The sequence below is a fragment of the Arthrobacter sp. GW822-FHT05G07 genome, from assembly GCF_058799755.1.
Map to the genome: position 1 here is coordinate 123,680 of NZ_JBXALT010000011.1, position 13,943 is coordinate 137,622.

Genomic DNA, 13,943 nt, shown 5'->3' on the forward strand with positions numbered 1-13,943 from the left:
TATGTTCTCCGCCTTATTGTCTGAGGTGGTGCGTCAGTGGAAAGTGGTGGGTGCCTTATTCGCGGTGGCCCGTAACGACTGTGAAGTCGCGACCATCAAAGCAGGTCCGGGTTCCGGTGTGGCAGGCTGCGCCGATTTGGTCCACGCGGATCAGAAGGGCGTCGCCGTCGCAGTCAAGGGCGACAGACTTCACGAACTGTACGTGTCCGGAAGTGTCGCCCTTGCGCCAGTACTCCTGGCGGGAGCGGGAGTAGAACGTGACCCTGCCGGATGTCATGGTGCGGTGCAGTGCTTCGTCATCCATCCAGCCCAGCATGAGGACCTCGTTGGTGTCGTGCTGCTGCACGATTGCTGCAACGAGGCCGGAAGAATCCCGTTTAAGGGCGCTGGCGATCTCCTGCGGCAAGGGGCTTGCGGGGTCGCTGGAAAGCTCCACGGCAGGAGTTGGGCTGGGGGCGGACTGCTCTGACATCAGATCAAGTCTAGTGCCTTCGGCGGGAGCCGGATTCTGCGGCGGTTCCACTGCGCAAGAGTGCTCCGATCGTGCTAGTTTCACAAGTGATGCATTTCGTCGATCCTTCCCGAGAAGTACTGGCCGAAACCCTGCTGGCGGCCGGGCCTGACTCCCCCACGCTCTGCGAAGGGTGGTTGACCCGGGATCTTGCCGCGCACTTATACCTGCGCGAACGGAAGATCGCCGTGGGTCTGGGGCTACTGATCCCCAGCCTGGGCAAGGCATCCGAAAAAGCCACCTCCAAACTCGCTGCCAAGCTGAAGAGTTCCGACGCCTACGCGGACCTCGTCAAGACGTTCCGTGCAGGTCCACCGGCGCTTTCCCCCTTGAAGATCAAGGCGCTGGATGAGACATCAAACCTCATTGAGTACTTCGTGCACACGGAGGACATTCGTCGCGCCGGTGACCGCTGGGCGCCCCGGGCCTTGGATGAAGCCTATTCGGACGCCCTGTGGGACGAGCTGATCAAGCGTGCCGCGTTCCTGTACCGCGGCGTTGACCTGGGCATCGTGCTTGTGCGGCCCACCGGCCCGCGCCATGTAGCCAAGCGGGCTCCCGTCTCCGTAGCAATTGTCGGTGAACCCGGAGAACTGCTCATGCACGCACACGGACGCACCAGCCAAGCCCTTGTCACCTTCGAAGGCCAGCCGGACGCCGTCGCGCTCTTGCAGTCCGCGGACATCGGCCTCTGACCACCAACAGGCTTAAACCAGCAACGGAGAGTCACCTTCAAGGTGACTCTCCGTTGCTGTTTACGCCTGAAAGCTAGCGGACTTCGAACCCGGCGTCGCGAATAGCGGACTTAACCTGGGCAATCATGTCGTCCGGGCCAAAGTGGAACACCGATGCTGCAAGGACGGCGTCAGCGCCTGCCTCCACCGCAGGCGGGAAATGGGCAGGCACTCCTGCCCCACCCGAAGCGATGATCGGAATGTTCACTGCGGCCCTGACCAAGCGAATCAATTCAAGATCGAAGCCGTCTTTGGTGCCGTCCGCGTCGATGGAGTTCAGCAGGATTTCCCCCACGCCCCGGTCGGCTGCTTCCTTGGCCCACGCGACGGCGTCGATTCCGGTACCGGTACGGCCACCGTGGGTGGTCACTTCAAAACCGGACGACGTCGGTTGGTCACCTTCGCGGGTACGGCGCGCATCCACGGAGAGCACCAGCACCTGGGAGCCGAAGTGGCGGGTGATTTCATCGATCACATCGGGCCGCGCAACCGCAGCAGTGTTGATGGACGCCTTGTCCGCACCAAAGCGCAGGAGTTTGTCCACTTCCGCCACGCCACGGACGCCGCCGCCCACGGTCAGGGGAATGAACACTTCCTCTGCGGTGCGGCGAACCACGTCGAACGTGGTTTCGCGGTTGCCGGACGACGCAGTGACGTCCAGGAAGGTAAGTTCGTCCGCTCCGCCATTGTCGTAACGGTGCGCGAGTTCCACCGGATCACCGGCGTCGCGGAGTCCTTCAAAGTTGACGCCCTTGACGACGCGGCCGGCGTCGACATCCAGGCAGGGTATGACGCGTACGGCTACAGCCATGTGCTGCTCCTCAGTTCTCTGTGCTCTGCTGCTTGATGCGCGACTGGATTGATACGCGGGTCAGATACGGCAGGCGTGGATGCTGCTGACCAGGATGGCGCGCGCGCCGAGGTCGTAAAGCTCGTCCATGATGCGGTTGGTTTCCTTTTTGGGAACCATGGACCGCACGGCCACCCATTCGGAGTCGCGCAGCGGCGAGACCGTGGGTGATTCAAGGCCCGGGGTCAGTGCTGCGGCGTCTTCCACCAGGTCCTTGCGGATGTCGTAATCCATGAGCACGTATTGGCGAGCCACGAGGACGCCCTGCAGGCGCCGGATGAGGATCTCGATTTCCTTGGCCGTCCCGTTGGCAGCGCCGCCCGAGCCGGAGCGACGGATCAGCACGGCCTCGGATTTCAGGATGGGATCGCCGAAGATCTCCATTCCGGCAGCCTTGAGAGTGTTACCTGTTTCAACGACGTCGGCGATCGCGTCCGCAACGCCGAGGCGTACCGACGATTCCACCGCGCCGTCCAAACGGACCACCTTGGCGTTTACGCCGCGCTCAGCGAGGTAGTCCCGCAGGAGACCGTCGTAACTGGTGGCGAGGCGCTTGCCTTCGAGCTGCTCGACGCCGCTGAAGTCACCTACGGGGCCGGCGAAACGGAACGTGGACGGCGCGAAGCCCAAGGGAAGCAGTTCTTCGGCTTCTACCTTTGCGTCAAGCAAGAGGTCGCGACCCGTAATGCCGACGTCCAGGGTTCCTTGGCCTACATAGACCGCGATGTCGCGGGGACGGAGGAAGAAGAACTCAATGTCATTGTCGGGATCAACCATGACCAGTTCACGGGTGTCGCGGCGCTGGCGGTATCCGGCCTCGGACAACATTGCCGAGGCGGCTTCGGACAGGGATCCCTTATTGGGGACTGCTACACGGAGCATTGGGAGACTTTCTTTTTGGAATGGAGGTTTTCAGGCACCTTGGCCACGCAGGGGGCTCCGCTAAAGGCAAACGGAGTGGCGTGGCTAGAGATGCTTGTAAACGTCTTCCAGGCTGAGGCCCTTGGCGAGCATGAGGACCTGCAGGTGGTACAGCAACTGGGAAATTTCCTCAGCGGCGGCTTCGTCCGATTCGTACTCCGCGGCCATCCAGACTTCGGCGGCCTCTTCGACCACCTTCTTGCCGATGCCGTGGATTCCGGAGTCCAGTTCGGCAACCGTGCGCGAACCTGCCGGGCGGGTCGCTGCTTTCTCACTCAGTTCTGCGAACAGCGTCTCGAAATTCTTCACGCCCTCCAGACTACTTGCTTGTGGGCGGCCACCGCTTGTTGGGGCGTTGCATGACGAAGGGGATGTGAGTGAAGACACACCCACATCCCCTTCGATCCAAGGCTTCTAGCTGAACTGCTTGAGCGTCACAGCCGTGGCGAGGGCGGCGGTCACCGCTTCGTGGCCCTTGTCCTCCTTGGAACCGGGAAGGCCGGCACGGTCGATGCCCTGCTGCTCGGTGTCGCACGTGAGGACGCCGAAGCCAACAGGCACTCCGGTGCGAACACTGACATCGGTGAGTCCCGACGTCGCAGCCTGACAGACATAGTCGAAGTGCGGGGTTCCGCCGCGGATGACCACTCCGAGTGCTACGACGGCGTCGAAGTGCGGCGCGAGCCTGGCTGCGGCAACCGGAAGCTCAAAGCTGCCCGGGACCCGCAGCAGCGTGGGTTCCGCAATGCCGGCTTCCTTGGCTGCGCGGAGGGCACCGTCAACCAGTCCATCCATGATCTGCGTGTGCCAGCTTGCCGCCACAATGGCCAGCTTCAGCTGCGAGGTTTCCTCCGGGTTGAGGGTGGTGAGGTCAATAGTGGGTGCGCCGTGGCCGCTCATATTTGCTGGAATCCGTTCAGTCTTGGTTGTTGTCAAAGGAGTGCGTTGAAGGTGTCTTGCCATTGCTGACCGGCTCGACATCGAGCGTCAGCCGGTGGTCCATCCGGTCCTTCTTGGTCTGCAGGTAGCGAAGGTTCTGTTCACGCGACGGCACCTCGGTGGGCACCATCTCAACAACAGTCACCCCGGCCTTGTCCAGGCGGTGCTGCTTGTCCGGGTTGTTGCTTAGCAGCCTGACCTCGTGCAGGCCCATCTCCGCCAGGATCTGTCCGGCCGCGGCGTATGAGCGCGCATCAACCGGCAGCCCCAGCTGCTCGTTGGCTTCCACCGTGTCAAAGCCGGCTTCCTGCAGCGCGTAGGCCTTGATCTTGTTGGCCAGCCCGATGCCGCGGCCCTCTTGGCCGCGCAGGTACAGCAGGGTTCCGCCCTCAGCGTGGATAAGCTCCAGGGCATAGGCCAGTTGCTCTCCGCAGTCGCAGCGGTAGGAACCGAACACGTCACCGGTCAGGCACTCCGAATGCAGCCGCACCAGGGGCGCACGGCCACCTTTGGGCGGGTTGGGGGAACTCACGGCAAGGTGCTCGTGGCCTGTCTCGTGGTCCGTCCAGGCCTGTGCAACGAAATCACCAAAGGCCGTAGGCAATTGCACGATCGGCCCGCCGGTCACAGGGTGCGGCGCGGGGCCGGTGTGGTCGCTGTTGTGTGTGGTCGATGCGGTCATCGCTTCTCCTCGTCCTCCTGTGAAACACGTGCCGTCTGGGACTCTACCGCCTCAACATATGACACCAGGTCCTCGATGGAGATGAGGGGGCATCCATGTTCAGCGGCGAAGTCGCGCAGGCTGTCCAGGCGCATCATTTCACCGTCGTCATGTACCAACTCTGCGATCACACCCACCGGAGCAAGCCCGGCAAGACGACACAGGTCCACGGCAGCTTCCGTGTGACCCGGACGTTCACGCACTCCCCCGTTAACTGCCCGCAACGGGAAAATATGCCCGGGGCGGGTGATGGATGCCGGAGTGCTGCTTGGATCAGCCAGAATCCGTGCCGTCAAGGCCCGGTCAGTGGCTGAAATTCCGGTGCTGACACCGATCGCGGCGTCGCAGGAAACGGTGTAGGCGGTTCCCTTTGCGTCCTCGTTGATCTCCACCATGGGCGGAAGGATGAGGGCGTCCGCACGTGCTCCATCCAAGGGAACACAGATGACGCCGGATGAATACCGGATGGTCCAGCCCATGAGGGCCGGAGTGGCGTGTTCGGCGGCAAAGATAATGTCGCCTTCGTTCTCGCGGTCTTCGTTGTCCACCACGATCACGGCTTGGCCCGCCGCCATCGCCGCGATAGCCGATTCAACAGGATCGAGCCCCGTACGGCGCTCCCCCGTAGGTGTTGTCTTGGCAGGAGCGCTCATCGCGCACCCCCCTGCTGGGGTGCGAAGGACAGCAGGCGTTCTGTGTACTTGGCCAGCACATCCACTTCGAGATTCACGCGGCCTCCCACCGCCTTGGCACCCAGGCCTGTTTCTTCCAGCGTGGTGGGGATCAGTCCCACTTCAAACCATGGTGCCGTTTCGGCGGCAGGACTGACGGCGGTCACGGTCAGTGATACACCGTCGACGGCGATCGAACCCTTTTCGGCGATGTACCGCGCCAGCGGGGCCGGCACGCCAAAACGCAGACGGTCCCAGTTGCCCAGCGGCTCGCGTTCCAGCAACTCTCCAACACCGTCAACATGGCCCTGCACCACATGGCCGTCCAAGCGTCCGCCGGCCGGAACGCAGCGTTCCAGGTTCACGGCATCTCCTGGCGTCAGCTCGCCGATGGTCGTCCGGACCAGGGTCTCCCCCATGACGTCCACGCTGAAATCCTGGCCGTCGATCTGCGTCGCGGTCAGGCATACCCCGTTGACGGCAATGGAGCCGCCCAAGGGCAAGCCCTCCGCGGTGGTAGGCGCTTTCAGCCGCAATGTTGCGCTGGCATCTCCTTCATGCTCAATGCTCAGCACAGTGCCTTGCTCAGCAACGATTCCCGTAAACATCAGTGTCCTCCCGTGACATATTCCGCGGCTTCACTGCCCGGAATCGAATTCTTGATAGTGCTCGCGGCACCCCTTGGGGACCGCAGGTGGAGCCGAAGGTCATTGCCGAGGATGCGGACAGCGCCGCCGCCGGCTTCATCCCACGACCAATGCTGTGCGTCGGCCAGAGTGGTGATACCGAGGTCGTTCAGTGCCGGAGTTCCGGATCCCAGCAGCGTCGGAGCGAGGTAGACGATCAGTTCGTCCACCAGGTCTGCCGCCAGGAACGTGCTCAGAATGGACGAGCCACCTTCCACCATGAGGTGCCGGACGCCCTTTTCGAACAGCATGCCCAGAGCTTCTGCCGGATCCCGTGTGGGCAGGTGGACGAAACGCCCGTCATTTCCGCGGACTGCAGCATCTTGGGGGACGTCCCGCAGGCCCATGACGGCACGTATCGGCTGGTGAGCTGAAAGTTCCCCATCCGGCGTTCGGGCCGTCAGCCGCGGGTCATCGACCAGCACGGTTCCCGTGCCTACCAGTATCGCGTCGATGAGTCCCCTGAGACCGTGGTTGTCGGCGAGCGACTCCGGACAGGAGATCCACTGGCTGGTACCGTCCACGGCAGCGATGCGACTGTCCAGCGTCTGGGCGATGTGCAAGGTGACGAACGGACGCTTGGCCGCAACGGCGTCGAACCAGTCGCGGTTCAGGTCCAGCGCCTTCTCGTATTCCAGTCCGGAAATGACCTCCACACCGGCGGCGCTGAGCGTCCGTGCGCCGCCCGCGGCAGGGTCATGGGGATCGTCGACGGCGTAAATCACCTTCGCGATTCCCGCGGCAATGATGGCCTGGGCGCAGGGGCCGGTGCGACCCACGTGGTTGCAAGGCTCCAGGGTCACCACCATAGTGGTTCCCACGATGTCGATGCCCTTCTTTCGGGCTTCGGAAATTGCGTCAGCTTCGGCATGGGCAGTGCCGGCACCCCGGTGATAGCCAGTTGCCAGTTGCTCGCCGTCAGGACTGAGGATTACCGCCCCAACCAACGGGTTTGCTCCGCGGGGACCGGCCAGGGCCGCCGTCAGCGCGGCGTCCATGGCTTCACTTTCCGCAGCGGTGTAAGAGGTGTCGACGAAGCTCACTGGACAGCTCCCACGGATGCGGCAACGACTGCCGGGCTGGTACCGCGGCCGGCCCGTTCGCGCTTTTCCGCCCGCCACCACACAAAGAAGCCGGTGAGGGTGAAGAAGCCGTAGAACAGGTACATGACCGCGCTGGCGTAGTATCCCGCGCTGAACAGCAGCGGCACACCAACGATGTCAACGGCCACCCAGATCAGCCAGAACTCAGTCCATCCACGTGCCATGCCGTAGGTTGCCAGCAGGGATCCCATGAAGGTCCAAGCGTCGGCCCAAACGGGCGGGTACGAGCCGAGGGCGTCAAACAAGGGCGTCAGTGCCGCCGTGCCCGCCACCATCGCACCAATCAGCGCGATGCGCACCTTATTGCTGGCCCAACCGGGGACGATTGCACGCCCCGGGGTGCTTGATTGCCGGCCCTGCTGCCACCGGTACCAGCCATAAATGGCGACGGCGATGAACATGATCTGACGGGCGGCCTGTCCCCACAACGTGGCGGGGGCGGCTGCACCAAAGACGTTGCCCAGGAAGACCGTGAGCAAAAGGATGTTACCGACGATGCCGATCGGCCAAGCCCAGACTTTTCGGCGCATGCCGCCGAGGGCGCTGAGGAGCCCAAAGATGTTTCCAAGCACTTCGCGTAAGACAAGAGCAGATCCTCCAACGGGGATCTGTGCTTCGAAGAGCCATCGCAGTAAGTCCATGCCGTTCCTTCCCAGTAAGCCGCGATGACTCCGGGGGTGTACGACAGCGCAATGCCGGGCGTCGCAAAAGTAACGCCCAAGGCATGACTGTACGTGCTTCTCCCATCCAGACTTTAACTGTCGGTACCGGAATTTCACCAGTTCAACCGTCCGCCATCGATCGCCAATTTCTTGGAATCCAATGGCTCGCGGGTCGCGGACTATAACCGCCGGTTCGGACTTACACCGACCCCGGAGCACGTATGTGTGTTGTTATTCTGCCACAACTACAAAGATGTCCGGGCTATTCCCGGGCAATCTTCGTAACATGTGGTGACGGTCGTCAGGCTTTCGTAGCGGCCGCAGCCTGACCCGCCGCGCGGAGGCGGTCGATGGCTTCTGCAGGGTCCGCATGTCCATATACTGCCGAGCCCGCAACGAACACGTTTGCACCCGCTTCTGCAGCGCGGACGATGGTCTCCTCGGTGATGCCGCCGTCAACCTGAATGGCGACGCCAATGCCCGAACCTTCGATTGCCGCGCGCGCCCGCCGGATCTTGGGCAACGTGATGTCCAGGAACGACTGTCCCCCGAAGCCGGGCTCCACCGTCATGATCAACAGCATGTCCAGCTCGCTGAGCATGTCCAAGTAGGGCTCCACGGGTGTGGCCGGGCGCAAGGCCATGCCTGCCTTGGATCCCCGGGCACGTAATTCGCGGGCAAGCTTGACCGGCGCCATGGCGGCCTCGGCATGGAACGTCACCGAAGCGACGCCGGCATCGGCGTACGCAGGCGCCCAGCGGTCGGCGTCGGAGATCATCAAATGCGCGTCCAACGGCACCGGGCTAACAGCTTGAATTCTCTGAACTACCGGCAAGCCAAGCGTCAGGTTGGGCACAAAGTGGTTGTCCATGACGTCCACATGGACGGCATCCGCATTACTGATCCGTTGCAGTTCCGCCTCAAGGTTGACGAAATCTGCAGACAAAATGCTCGGGTTGATACAGCACTGAGACAAGGCAGCCCCTTCAGTTCGGTGATGGTCGGAAGTTCGGTGAGAGTCGTGTGGGTGGCTACGGCTTCTTGCGGATAATCGCCATGAACATGGCATCCGTCTGATGAACGTGCGGCCACAGCTGGGCAGTGAGCTCGTGTCCAGCGCCGAGGCTGCCGGTAAGGCTGACATCGTCGAGCGCCTGTCCGGCGTCGAGGAGTTCAAGGTCCTCACGCTTGGCCAGCACGTCAGTGACCACAGCAGTTGTTTCGGCCGGATGCGGCGAACACGTCACGTATGCCACCACTCCACCGGGCTTTACGGCGTCAAGCGCTGACTTCAACAAGTCACGCTGCAATGGACCCAGGTCCCCAATGTCTTTGGGAGAACGGCGCCACCGCGATTCGGGCCGCCGCCGCAAGGCCCCAAGTCCACTGCAGGGCACATCAACGAGGACACGGTCAAAGGTTTCGGGCTGCTCCGCACCCACTTCGCGACCATCGCCGGTCCGCACCGTCCAGGCCTCGCTGGGGACAGCCGAAAGTGCTTGCTGAACGAGTTTGGCCCGGTGCGGTGCAGGCTCGTTGGCCAGGAGGGTCGCGCCGTCGCGATAGGCCAGGGCAGCCAGAAGCGCAGCCTTGCCACCGGGACCCGCGCACAAGTCCAGCCAGCGTTCACCTTGGGCAGGAGACTCCCCCAACTCGACTCCGGCCAAAGCACGCGCTACAAGTTGTGATCCGACGTCCTGTACACGCGTTGTGCCGCGCCGCACCGATTCAAAACGGCCAAGGTCCCCGCCGGCGGAGAGAGCCGAATCTTCCACCAACTCACCGGCAGTGGCGCCATGATCGAAAGCTTCGTCGAGGTCCCCCAGGCCGGGCAAGGCCACCAAGTTAACCACCGGGGCAGCGTTGTCGGCTTCAAGGAGGGCGTCAATCTCGGTTTTTGGGCGACCGTGGTTCACCAGGGATTGGCGGAGTGCACGGACAATCCATTCCGGGTGAGCGTGGCGCAGGGCAGCGATTTTGGTCTCGTCGGATTCGTCATCCAGCAGGATCTCCAACCACTCGCCCATGCTGTGGGCAGTGACTTTGCGAAGCACCGCGTTGATCAGGGCCGATGGGCCGGCTCCGATGACGGCGCGTGCCAGGCCGACGGTCTGATCCAGCGCGGCGTGGGCAGGAACGCGCATGGAGAGCAGCTGGTGGGCGCCGATTCGCAGCGCATCCAGGATGGCAGGATCCAGTTGCTCCAGGGGGCGGTCCACACAACGGGCCAGGATGGCATCGTAGGTACCCTGCCCGCGCAAAGCACCGTAGCTCAGCTCAGTGGCGAAGCCGGCATCCCGGCGGTCCAAGCGATGCTCCCGGATGCGTGCGGGTAACACAAGGTTCGCGTAAGCATCCTCGGAAGCAACCGCACGAAGCACTTCGAAAGCAACCAGTCGCGCCGGGTCAGCGCGGCGCGTACGCTGCGACGGGGCATTATTGGTGAAGCCCCTCTGCGGCCCCCTGTTTCGCTCCCGGCCTTGAGCGTTGCGTTTGCTCTCGCCGCGGGCTCCACGGTTGTTTTGTCCGCCGCCGTCCCGGCTCCCGCTGTTGTTGGGGCCTCGCCGGCCGGACTCGCTCATTCGAATACCACTCTCTCGGGTGTTGCCAAACCGCGGGCCCAATCGGCCGGCGACATCATTTTCTTACCGGCCGGTTGGACCCGGCCAAGCTCCACTGCATGGGAACCGGTGCCTACCAGAACCGACTTGCCATCCACCCTGATGCTTCCCGGCGGAAGATCCTTGACCTCGGGCCGGAGAGCTACAGGTTCAAGCTTGACTCTTTGGCCGTCCAAGGTGGTCCATGCTCCGGGTTCAGGGGTAACTCCACGCGCCCGGCGGTTCAATGCAAGGGCCGGCTGCTGCCAGTCCAGACGACCGTCGTCGAGGGTCAGCTTGGGGGCGAGGGAGACCTCCCCGATCTGCGGCTGCGGAGCAGCCTTCCCGGCATCAATGGCGGAAAGGGTCTGGCTCAGCAGCACCGCGCCACTGATGGATAGGCGCTCGAGCAGATCACCCGCTGTATCTTCAGGACGAACTGTTTCGGTCAGTGTCCCGAAGACAGGCCCGGTATCGAGGCCTTCCTCAAGTTGGAAGGTAGCTGCCCCGGTGACGTCGTCGCCCGCGATGATGGAACGCTGCACGGGGGCAGCGCCTCGCCATGCCGGGAGAAGTGAGAAGTGCAGATTGACCCATCCGTGCGTGGGGACTCCCAGGGCAGCTTTGGGAACTATGCCACCGTAGGCAACAATGGCGGCGACGTCTGGCGCATACTTCGCGATTCCCGCCGTAGTATCGGCGTTCACCCTTGCCGCGCGTATGACGTCAATACCGAGTTCCATCGCGCGTGCAGCCACAGGTGAAGGAGTCAGGACGCGCTTGCGGCCCACTGGTGCATCCGGCCGGGTGAGGACCGCCACGACGTCAAAGCCGGCCTTTACCAGCGCATCCAAGGACGGCACAGCCACAGCCGGCGTCCCGGCGAAAAGTACCCTCACTCGGGAGCCCCGAAGCTGCCGCCACCGAAGCTGGAGCCTACGGAATTGGCTCGCTGGGAGGTGGTTTGTTCCGTGATGGCGTGGTAATTGGCGTTTCGGATGGCACGGAGGGCTGCCTTACGGTCATCGCCTTCCAACCGGTCCGTGTACAGGACGCCGTCAAGGTGATCTGTCTCGTGTTGGAAACAGCGGGCGAGCATGCCTTCAGCCTCCACCGAAACCGGATTGCCGTTCAGATCCACGCCGGTTGCCCGCGTGGCCCTGTAGCGGCGCACGGGGAATCCCAAGCCGGGAATGGAAAGGCAACCCTCTACTTCATCCGGCTGGTAGTCCTCGCTGTTTTCCAGGACCGGGTTGATGATGTGGCCTTCCACGCCCCCGATGCGGTAGGTAAACACACGCTGGCTGACACCCACCTGCGGCGCGGCGAGCCCGGCGCCTTCAACGTCTTCCATGGTTTCCGTCATGTCGGCAACCAGCTTGGCGAGCTCCGGACCGAAATCGGTGACGGGGTCAGCTACGGTGCGCAGCACCGGATCCCCGATGATTCGGATACTCAAAATTGCCATCTGCTGTCAGTCCTCACGATCGTCAAACCAGGTTCCGGCTGTTGCGGAGCCTAAGCCAGTTTAGTTGAGGTCATGGCGGCTGCCGGTGCCGCACCGGCTGACGCGAAGACCGGAGGAGCAACAGGCAGCAGTGGCTGCCCGGCCGCAACAACGTCCGCTGACATCTCCCACACCCGCCGGAGGGCGCAGAACTTCCACCAATGGTGCTTGAGGATGTCCGGATTAGCCCGCTGAGGCCGGACTTCAGTCTCACCGATGGCTACTGCAAGCAACATGGGACTGTCTCCGTACTTCCACGGCTCCCATTCACCTGCAACAGGGTCCACCAGGCTTTCCTCGGCTTTCATCCCGGCAGCAAGCTGCATGACCACTTTGTCGTCCAGGGCCTTGACCGTGCCGTCCCGGGTAGTGCCCTTGGTTTTGTAGTCAATCAGGCAGATGCGCCCGTTGATCCGGGCCACGAGGTCCAAGGTCCCGGCATAACCCACCGTCTTGTTCCAGACAGTAATCTCCGGTGCCAAGGGCTCCACCCTGTAGAGCTCCCACCATTCATCAAAACGGGCGGCGAAGGCTTGTTCACCGTTGGCAGCGAGGTCCTCCCTGCATTCCTGCATTCGATGTGGGCGCCCCATGGCCCGCAAAGCTACCTGTTCGCAGTAAGTGTGGACGCGATCTCCGCGTGCGGCCGCCGCGTCCCGGTAAACCTCGGCGGCTTTGGAGGCTTTGTTGATTGCCTGACGGACTTTCGCCGGGCTTCCAAGGATCGAGGGAAGCTCAGGATCCGCAGCGAGGCTGCTCGCCCCCATGTAACTGAACCAACCATCCAAGGCATGCGCCTGTTGTCCGATCACCGTGGTGATGGACGGCACAGAAAATTGCTCAGTGGTGGAGCGGGCGTACATCCGGCCGTAGTCAGTAGCGTGGGCAAGCAGTGGAGCAGTCATATAAAGACTGTGTCATAGAGGGCCGACAGAATTCATCTGCGGGAAGATCAACGCGAACTGCTCTGGAGGCAACCTGGCCAGCTTGCCGGCGAGGATCGGCGCGGTCACTGCGAGATCCCCCATGAGGGTGGCGGTTTCCGTGACGGCTGGGGGCACTTCGGGCTCTTCTTGTTCGCGCATGCTGATGGGTGTCGCGTCCACGTGAATCGTGACGCAGAAAACAAGAAAAAACCCCGCCTGGACCGAATCAATCAGTCCCAACGGGGTTCCCGGTAGTGGGCGATACTGGGTTCGAACCAGTGACCTCTTCGGTGTGAACGAAGCGCGCTACCACTGCGCCAATCGCCCGGGTGCATAGAAAACACTAACGGACCATCGCCGGAATGCAAAACGGATCCTGATGTCCAGGCTGCCCTCGAACTACACCAGTGAAATTACAGCCGTGAAATTCGAGCAAATCCGCGCAAACACAAGGATCCAGCCGCCACAGCGATCAAAAGACGGCAACCGATTTGGAGTTTGCAGCAACCTCCTATAGAGTTTTTACTCGTCGGAAAGCGACGGAATGCCTGCAGGGCTGCCCGCCGGTAACGACACTGCGGACGTAGCTCAGCTGGTAGAGCACCACCTTGCCAAGGTGGATGTCGCGAGTTCGAATCTCGTCGTCCGCTCGCAAGGCACTGTCAAGGCAAGAATTCCCCGGAATCCTGCTTACACGGTGGGTTGGCCGAGAGGCGAGGCAGCGGCCTGCAAAGCCGTATACACGGGTTCGAATCCCGTACCCACCTCGGTGAAAACCATGTCTTCCAGCTTTGGCTGGATGCATGGGCGATTGGCGCAGCGGTAGCGCGCTTCCCTGACACGGAAGAGGTCACTGGTTCGATCCCAGTATCGCCCACCAGAACAAGGCAACTTGTTTGTTGTTGAAGGCCGGGCATCAGCCCGGCAAGCAGCATGTGCGGACGTAGCTCAGCTGGTAGAGCACCACCTTGCCAAGGTGGATGTCGCGAGTTCGAATCTCGTCGTCCGCTCTCCTTATGAAGGACCCGGTAACGGGCGATTGGCGCAGCGGTAGCGCGCTTCCCTGACACGGAAGAGGTCACTGGTTCGATCCCAGTATCGCCCACCAGAAC

At 62.5% G+C, this 13,943-nt stretch carries 17 protein-coding genes, 6 tRNA genes and 1 riboswitch; of the genes, 6 read left to right on the forward strand and 17 right to left on the reverse strand.

The window, feature by feature from the left end; genetic code table 11:
• Window positions 1–55: 55 nt before the first annotated feature.
• On the reverse strand, window positions 56–472 hold the full coding sequence (gene hisI, locus AC1RJY_RS18725) for a phosphoribosyl-AMP cyclohydrolase (protein ID WP_498603000.1): 417 nt from the start codon (window positions 470–472) through the stop codon (window positions 56–58).
• An 89-nt stretch (window positions 473–561) separates the two neighbouring features.
• Here hisI and AC1RJY_RS18730 point away from each other — a divergent pair, with 89 nt between their 5' ends.
• The gene (locus AC1RJY_RS18730) at window positions 562–1,206 is read left to right on the forward strand and encodes a TIGR03085 family metal-binding protein (RefSeq protein ID WP_014921431.1); all 645 of its coding nucleotides are present in this window, start codon (window positions 562–564) and stop codon (window positions 1,204–1,206) included.
• A gap of 73 nt (window positions 1,207–1,279) precedes the next feature.
• On the opposite strand, the gene hisF is transcribed toward AC1RJY_RS18730, so the two are convergent.
• The 16 genes from hisF to AC1RJY_RS18810 all read right to left on the reverse strand — a co-directional run bounded on the left by hisF (window position 1,280) and on the right by AC1RJY_RS18810 (window position 13,158).
• The gene (gene hisF / locus AC1RJY_RS18735) at window positions 1,280–2,056 is read right to left on the reverse strand and encodes an imidazole glycerol phosphate synthase subunit HisF (RefSeq protein WP_498603001.1); all 777 of its coding nucleotides are present in this window, start codon (window positions 2,054–2,056) and stop codon (window positions 1,280–1,282) included.
• A gap of 60 nt (window positions 2,057–2,116) precedes the next feature.
• Window positions 2,117–2,977 carry an ATP phosphoribosyltransferase gene (gene hisG / locus AC1RJY_RS18740; protein WP_011774526.1) on the reverse strand — a complete coding sequence of 287 codons (861 nt, stop codon included), beginning with the start codon at window positions 2,975–2,977 and terminating at the stop codon, window positions 2,117–2,119.
• A gap of 84 nt (window positions 2,978–3,061) precedes the next feature.
• Window positions 3,062–3,325: a phosphoribosyl-ATP diphosphatase gene (locus tag AC1RJY_RS18745; RefSeq protein WP_018778638.1), complete on the reverse strand. Its 264-nt coding sequence runs from the start codon at window positions 3,323–3,325 to the stop codon at window positions 3,062–3,064.
• Window positions 3,326–3,430: 105 nt separating this feature from the next.
• A complete protein-coding gene (gene ribH, locus AC1RJY_RS18750; protein WP_014921429.1) occupies window positions 3,431–3,916 on the reverse strand; it encodes a 6,7-dimethyl-8-ribityllumazine synthase in 486 nt (161 codons plus the stop codon).
• A gap of 16 nt (window positions 3,917–3,932) precedes the next feature.
• A complete protein-coding gene (ribA, locus tag AC1RJY_RS18755) occupies window positions 3,933–4,637 on the reverse strand; it encodes a GTP cyclohydrolase II (protein ID WP_014921428.1) in 705 nt (234 codons plus the stop codon).
• Window positions 4,634–5,329, reverse strand: coding sequence for a 3,4-dihydroxy-2-butanone-4-phosphate synthase (gene ribB, locus AC1RJY_RS18760; protein WP_014921427.1), 696 nt, complete (start codon window positions 5,327–5,329; stop codon window positions 4,634–4,636). Before ribB ends, ribA begins: the two co-directional genes overlap by 4 nt.
• Window positions 5,326–5,955 (reverse strand): riboflavin synthase, encoded by a 630-nt coding sequence (locus tag AC1RJY_RS18765; RefSeq protein WP_011774523.1) that lies wholly within the window; start codon window positions 5,953–5,955, stop codon window positions 5,326–5,328. Before AC1RJY_RS18765 ends, ribB begins: the two co-directional genes overlap by 4 nt.
• Entirely contained in the window at window positions 5,955–7,076 is a 1,122-nt protein-coding gene (gene ribD, locus AC1RJY_RS18770; RefSeq protein ID WP_498603002.1) for a bifunctional diaminohydroxyphosphoribosylaminopyrimidine deaminase/5-amino-6-(5-phosphoribosylamino)uracil reductase RibD, read from the reverse strand. The genes AC1RJY_RS18765 and ribD overlap by 1 nt, the downstream gene beginning before the upstream one ends.
• Window positions 7,073–7,777 (reverse strand): nicotinamide riboside transporter PnuC, encoded by a 705-nt coding sequence (pnuC, locus tag AC1RJY_RS18775; RefSeq protein ID WP_011774521.1) that lies wholly within the window; start codon window positions 7,775–7,777, stop codon window positions 7,073–7,075. The genes ribD and pnuC overlap by 4 nt, the downstream gene beginning before the upstream one ends.
• An 89-nt stretch (window positions 7,778–7,866) precedes the next feature.
• A riboswitch (FMN riboswitch) is annotated at window positions 7,867–8,021 on the reverse strand.
• 78 nt (window positions 8,022–8,099) lie between these two features.
• Window positions 8,100–8,774, reverse strand: a complete 675-nt coding sequence (rpe, locus tag AC1RJY_RS18780; protein ID WP_011774520.1) for a ribulose-phosphate 3-epimerase — start codon at window positions 8,772–8,774, stop codon at window positions 8,100–8,102.
• 55 nt (window positions 8,775–8,829) lie between these two features.
• Entirely contained in the window at window positions 8,830–10,380 is a 1,551-nt protein-coding gene (locus tag AC1RJY_RS18785) for an RsmB/NOP family class I SAM-dependent RNA methyltransferase (RefSeq protein ID WP_011774519.1), read from the reverse strand.
• Window positions 10,377–11,297 carry a methionyl-tRNA formyltransferase gene (gene fmt / locus AC1RJY_RS18790; protein ID WP_014921423.1) on the reverse strand — a complete coding sequence of 307 codons (921 nt, stop codon included), beginning with the start codon at window positions 11,295–11,297 and terminating at the stop codon, window positions 10,377–10,379. Before fmt ends, AC1RJY_RS18785 begins: the two co-directional genes overlap by 4 nt.
• A complete protein-coding gene (def, locus tag AC1RJY_RS18795; protein ID WP_011774517.1) occupies window positions 11,294–11,866 on the reverse strand; it encodes a peptide deformylase in 573 nt (190 codons plus the stop codon). The genes fmt and def overlap by 4 nt, the downstream gene beginning before the upstream one ends.
• 50 nt (window positions 11,867–11,916) lie before the next feature.
• Window positions 11,917–12,810, reverse strand: a complete 894-nt coding sequence (locus AC1RJY_RS18800) for a cytochrome P450 (RefSeq protein ID WP_014921422.1) — start codon at window positions 12,808–12,810, stop codon at window positions 11,917–11,919.
• A 12-nt stretch (window positions 12,811–12,822) separates the two neighbouring features.
• Window positions 12,823–12,990, reverse strand: coding sequence for a hypothetical protein (locus AC1RJY_RS18805; RefSeq protein ID WP_159101462.1), 168 nt, complete (start codon window positions 12,988–12,990; stop codon window positions 12,823–12,825).
• 96 nt (window positions 12,991–13,086) lie between these two features.
• Window positions 13,087–13,158, reverse strand: a tRNA-Val gene (locus AC1RJY_RS18810).
• Window positions 13,159–13,408: 250 nt separating this feature from the next.
• Here AC1RJY_RS18810 and AC1RJY_RS18815 point away from each other — a divergent pair.
• The 5 genes from AC1RJY_RS18815 to AC1RJY_RS18835 all read left to right on the forward strand — a co-directional run bounded on the left by AC1RJY_RS18815 (window position 13,409) and on the right by AC1RJY_RS18835 (window position 13,939).
• Window positions 13,409–13,481 (forward strand) — tRNA-Gly (locus AC1RJY_RS18815).
• Between the two features lie 46 nt (window positions 13,482–13,527).
• Window positions 13,528–13,598, forward strand: a tRNA-Cys gene (locus AC1RJY_RS18820).
• A 38-nt stretch (window positions 13,599–13,636) separates the two neighbouring features.
• A tRNA-Val gene (locus AC1RJY_RS18825) sits at window positions 13,637–13,711 on the forward strand.
• 57 nt (window positions 13,712–13,768) lie between these two features.
• Window positions 13,769–13,841, forward strand: a tRNA-Gly gene (locus AC1RJY_RS18830).
• A gap of 23 nt (window positions 13,842–13,864) precedes the next feature.
• Window positions 13,865–13,939: transfer RNA gene (locus tag AC1RJY_RS18835), tRNA-Val, on the forward strand.
• Window positions 13,940–13,943: the final 4 nt, after the last annotated feature.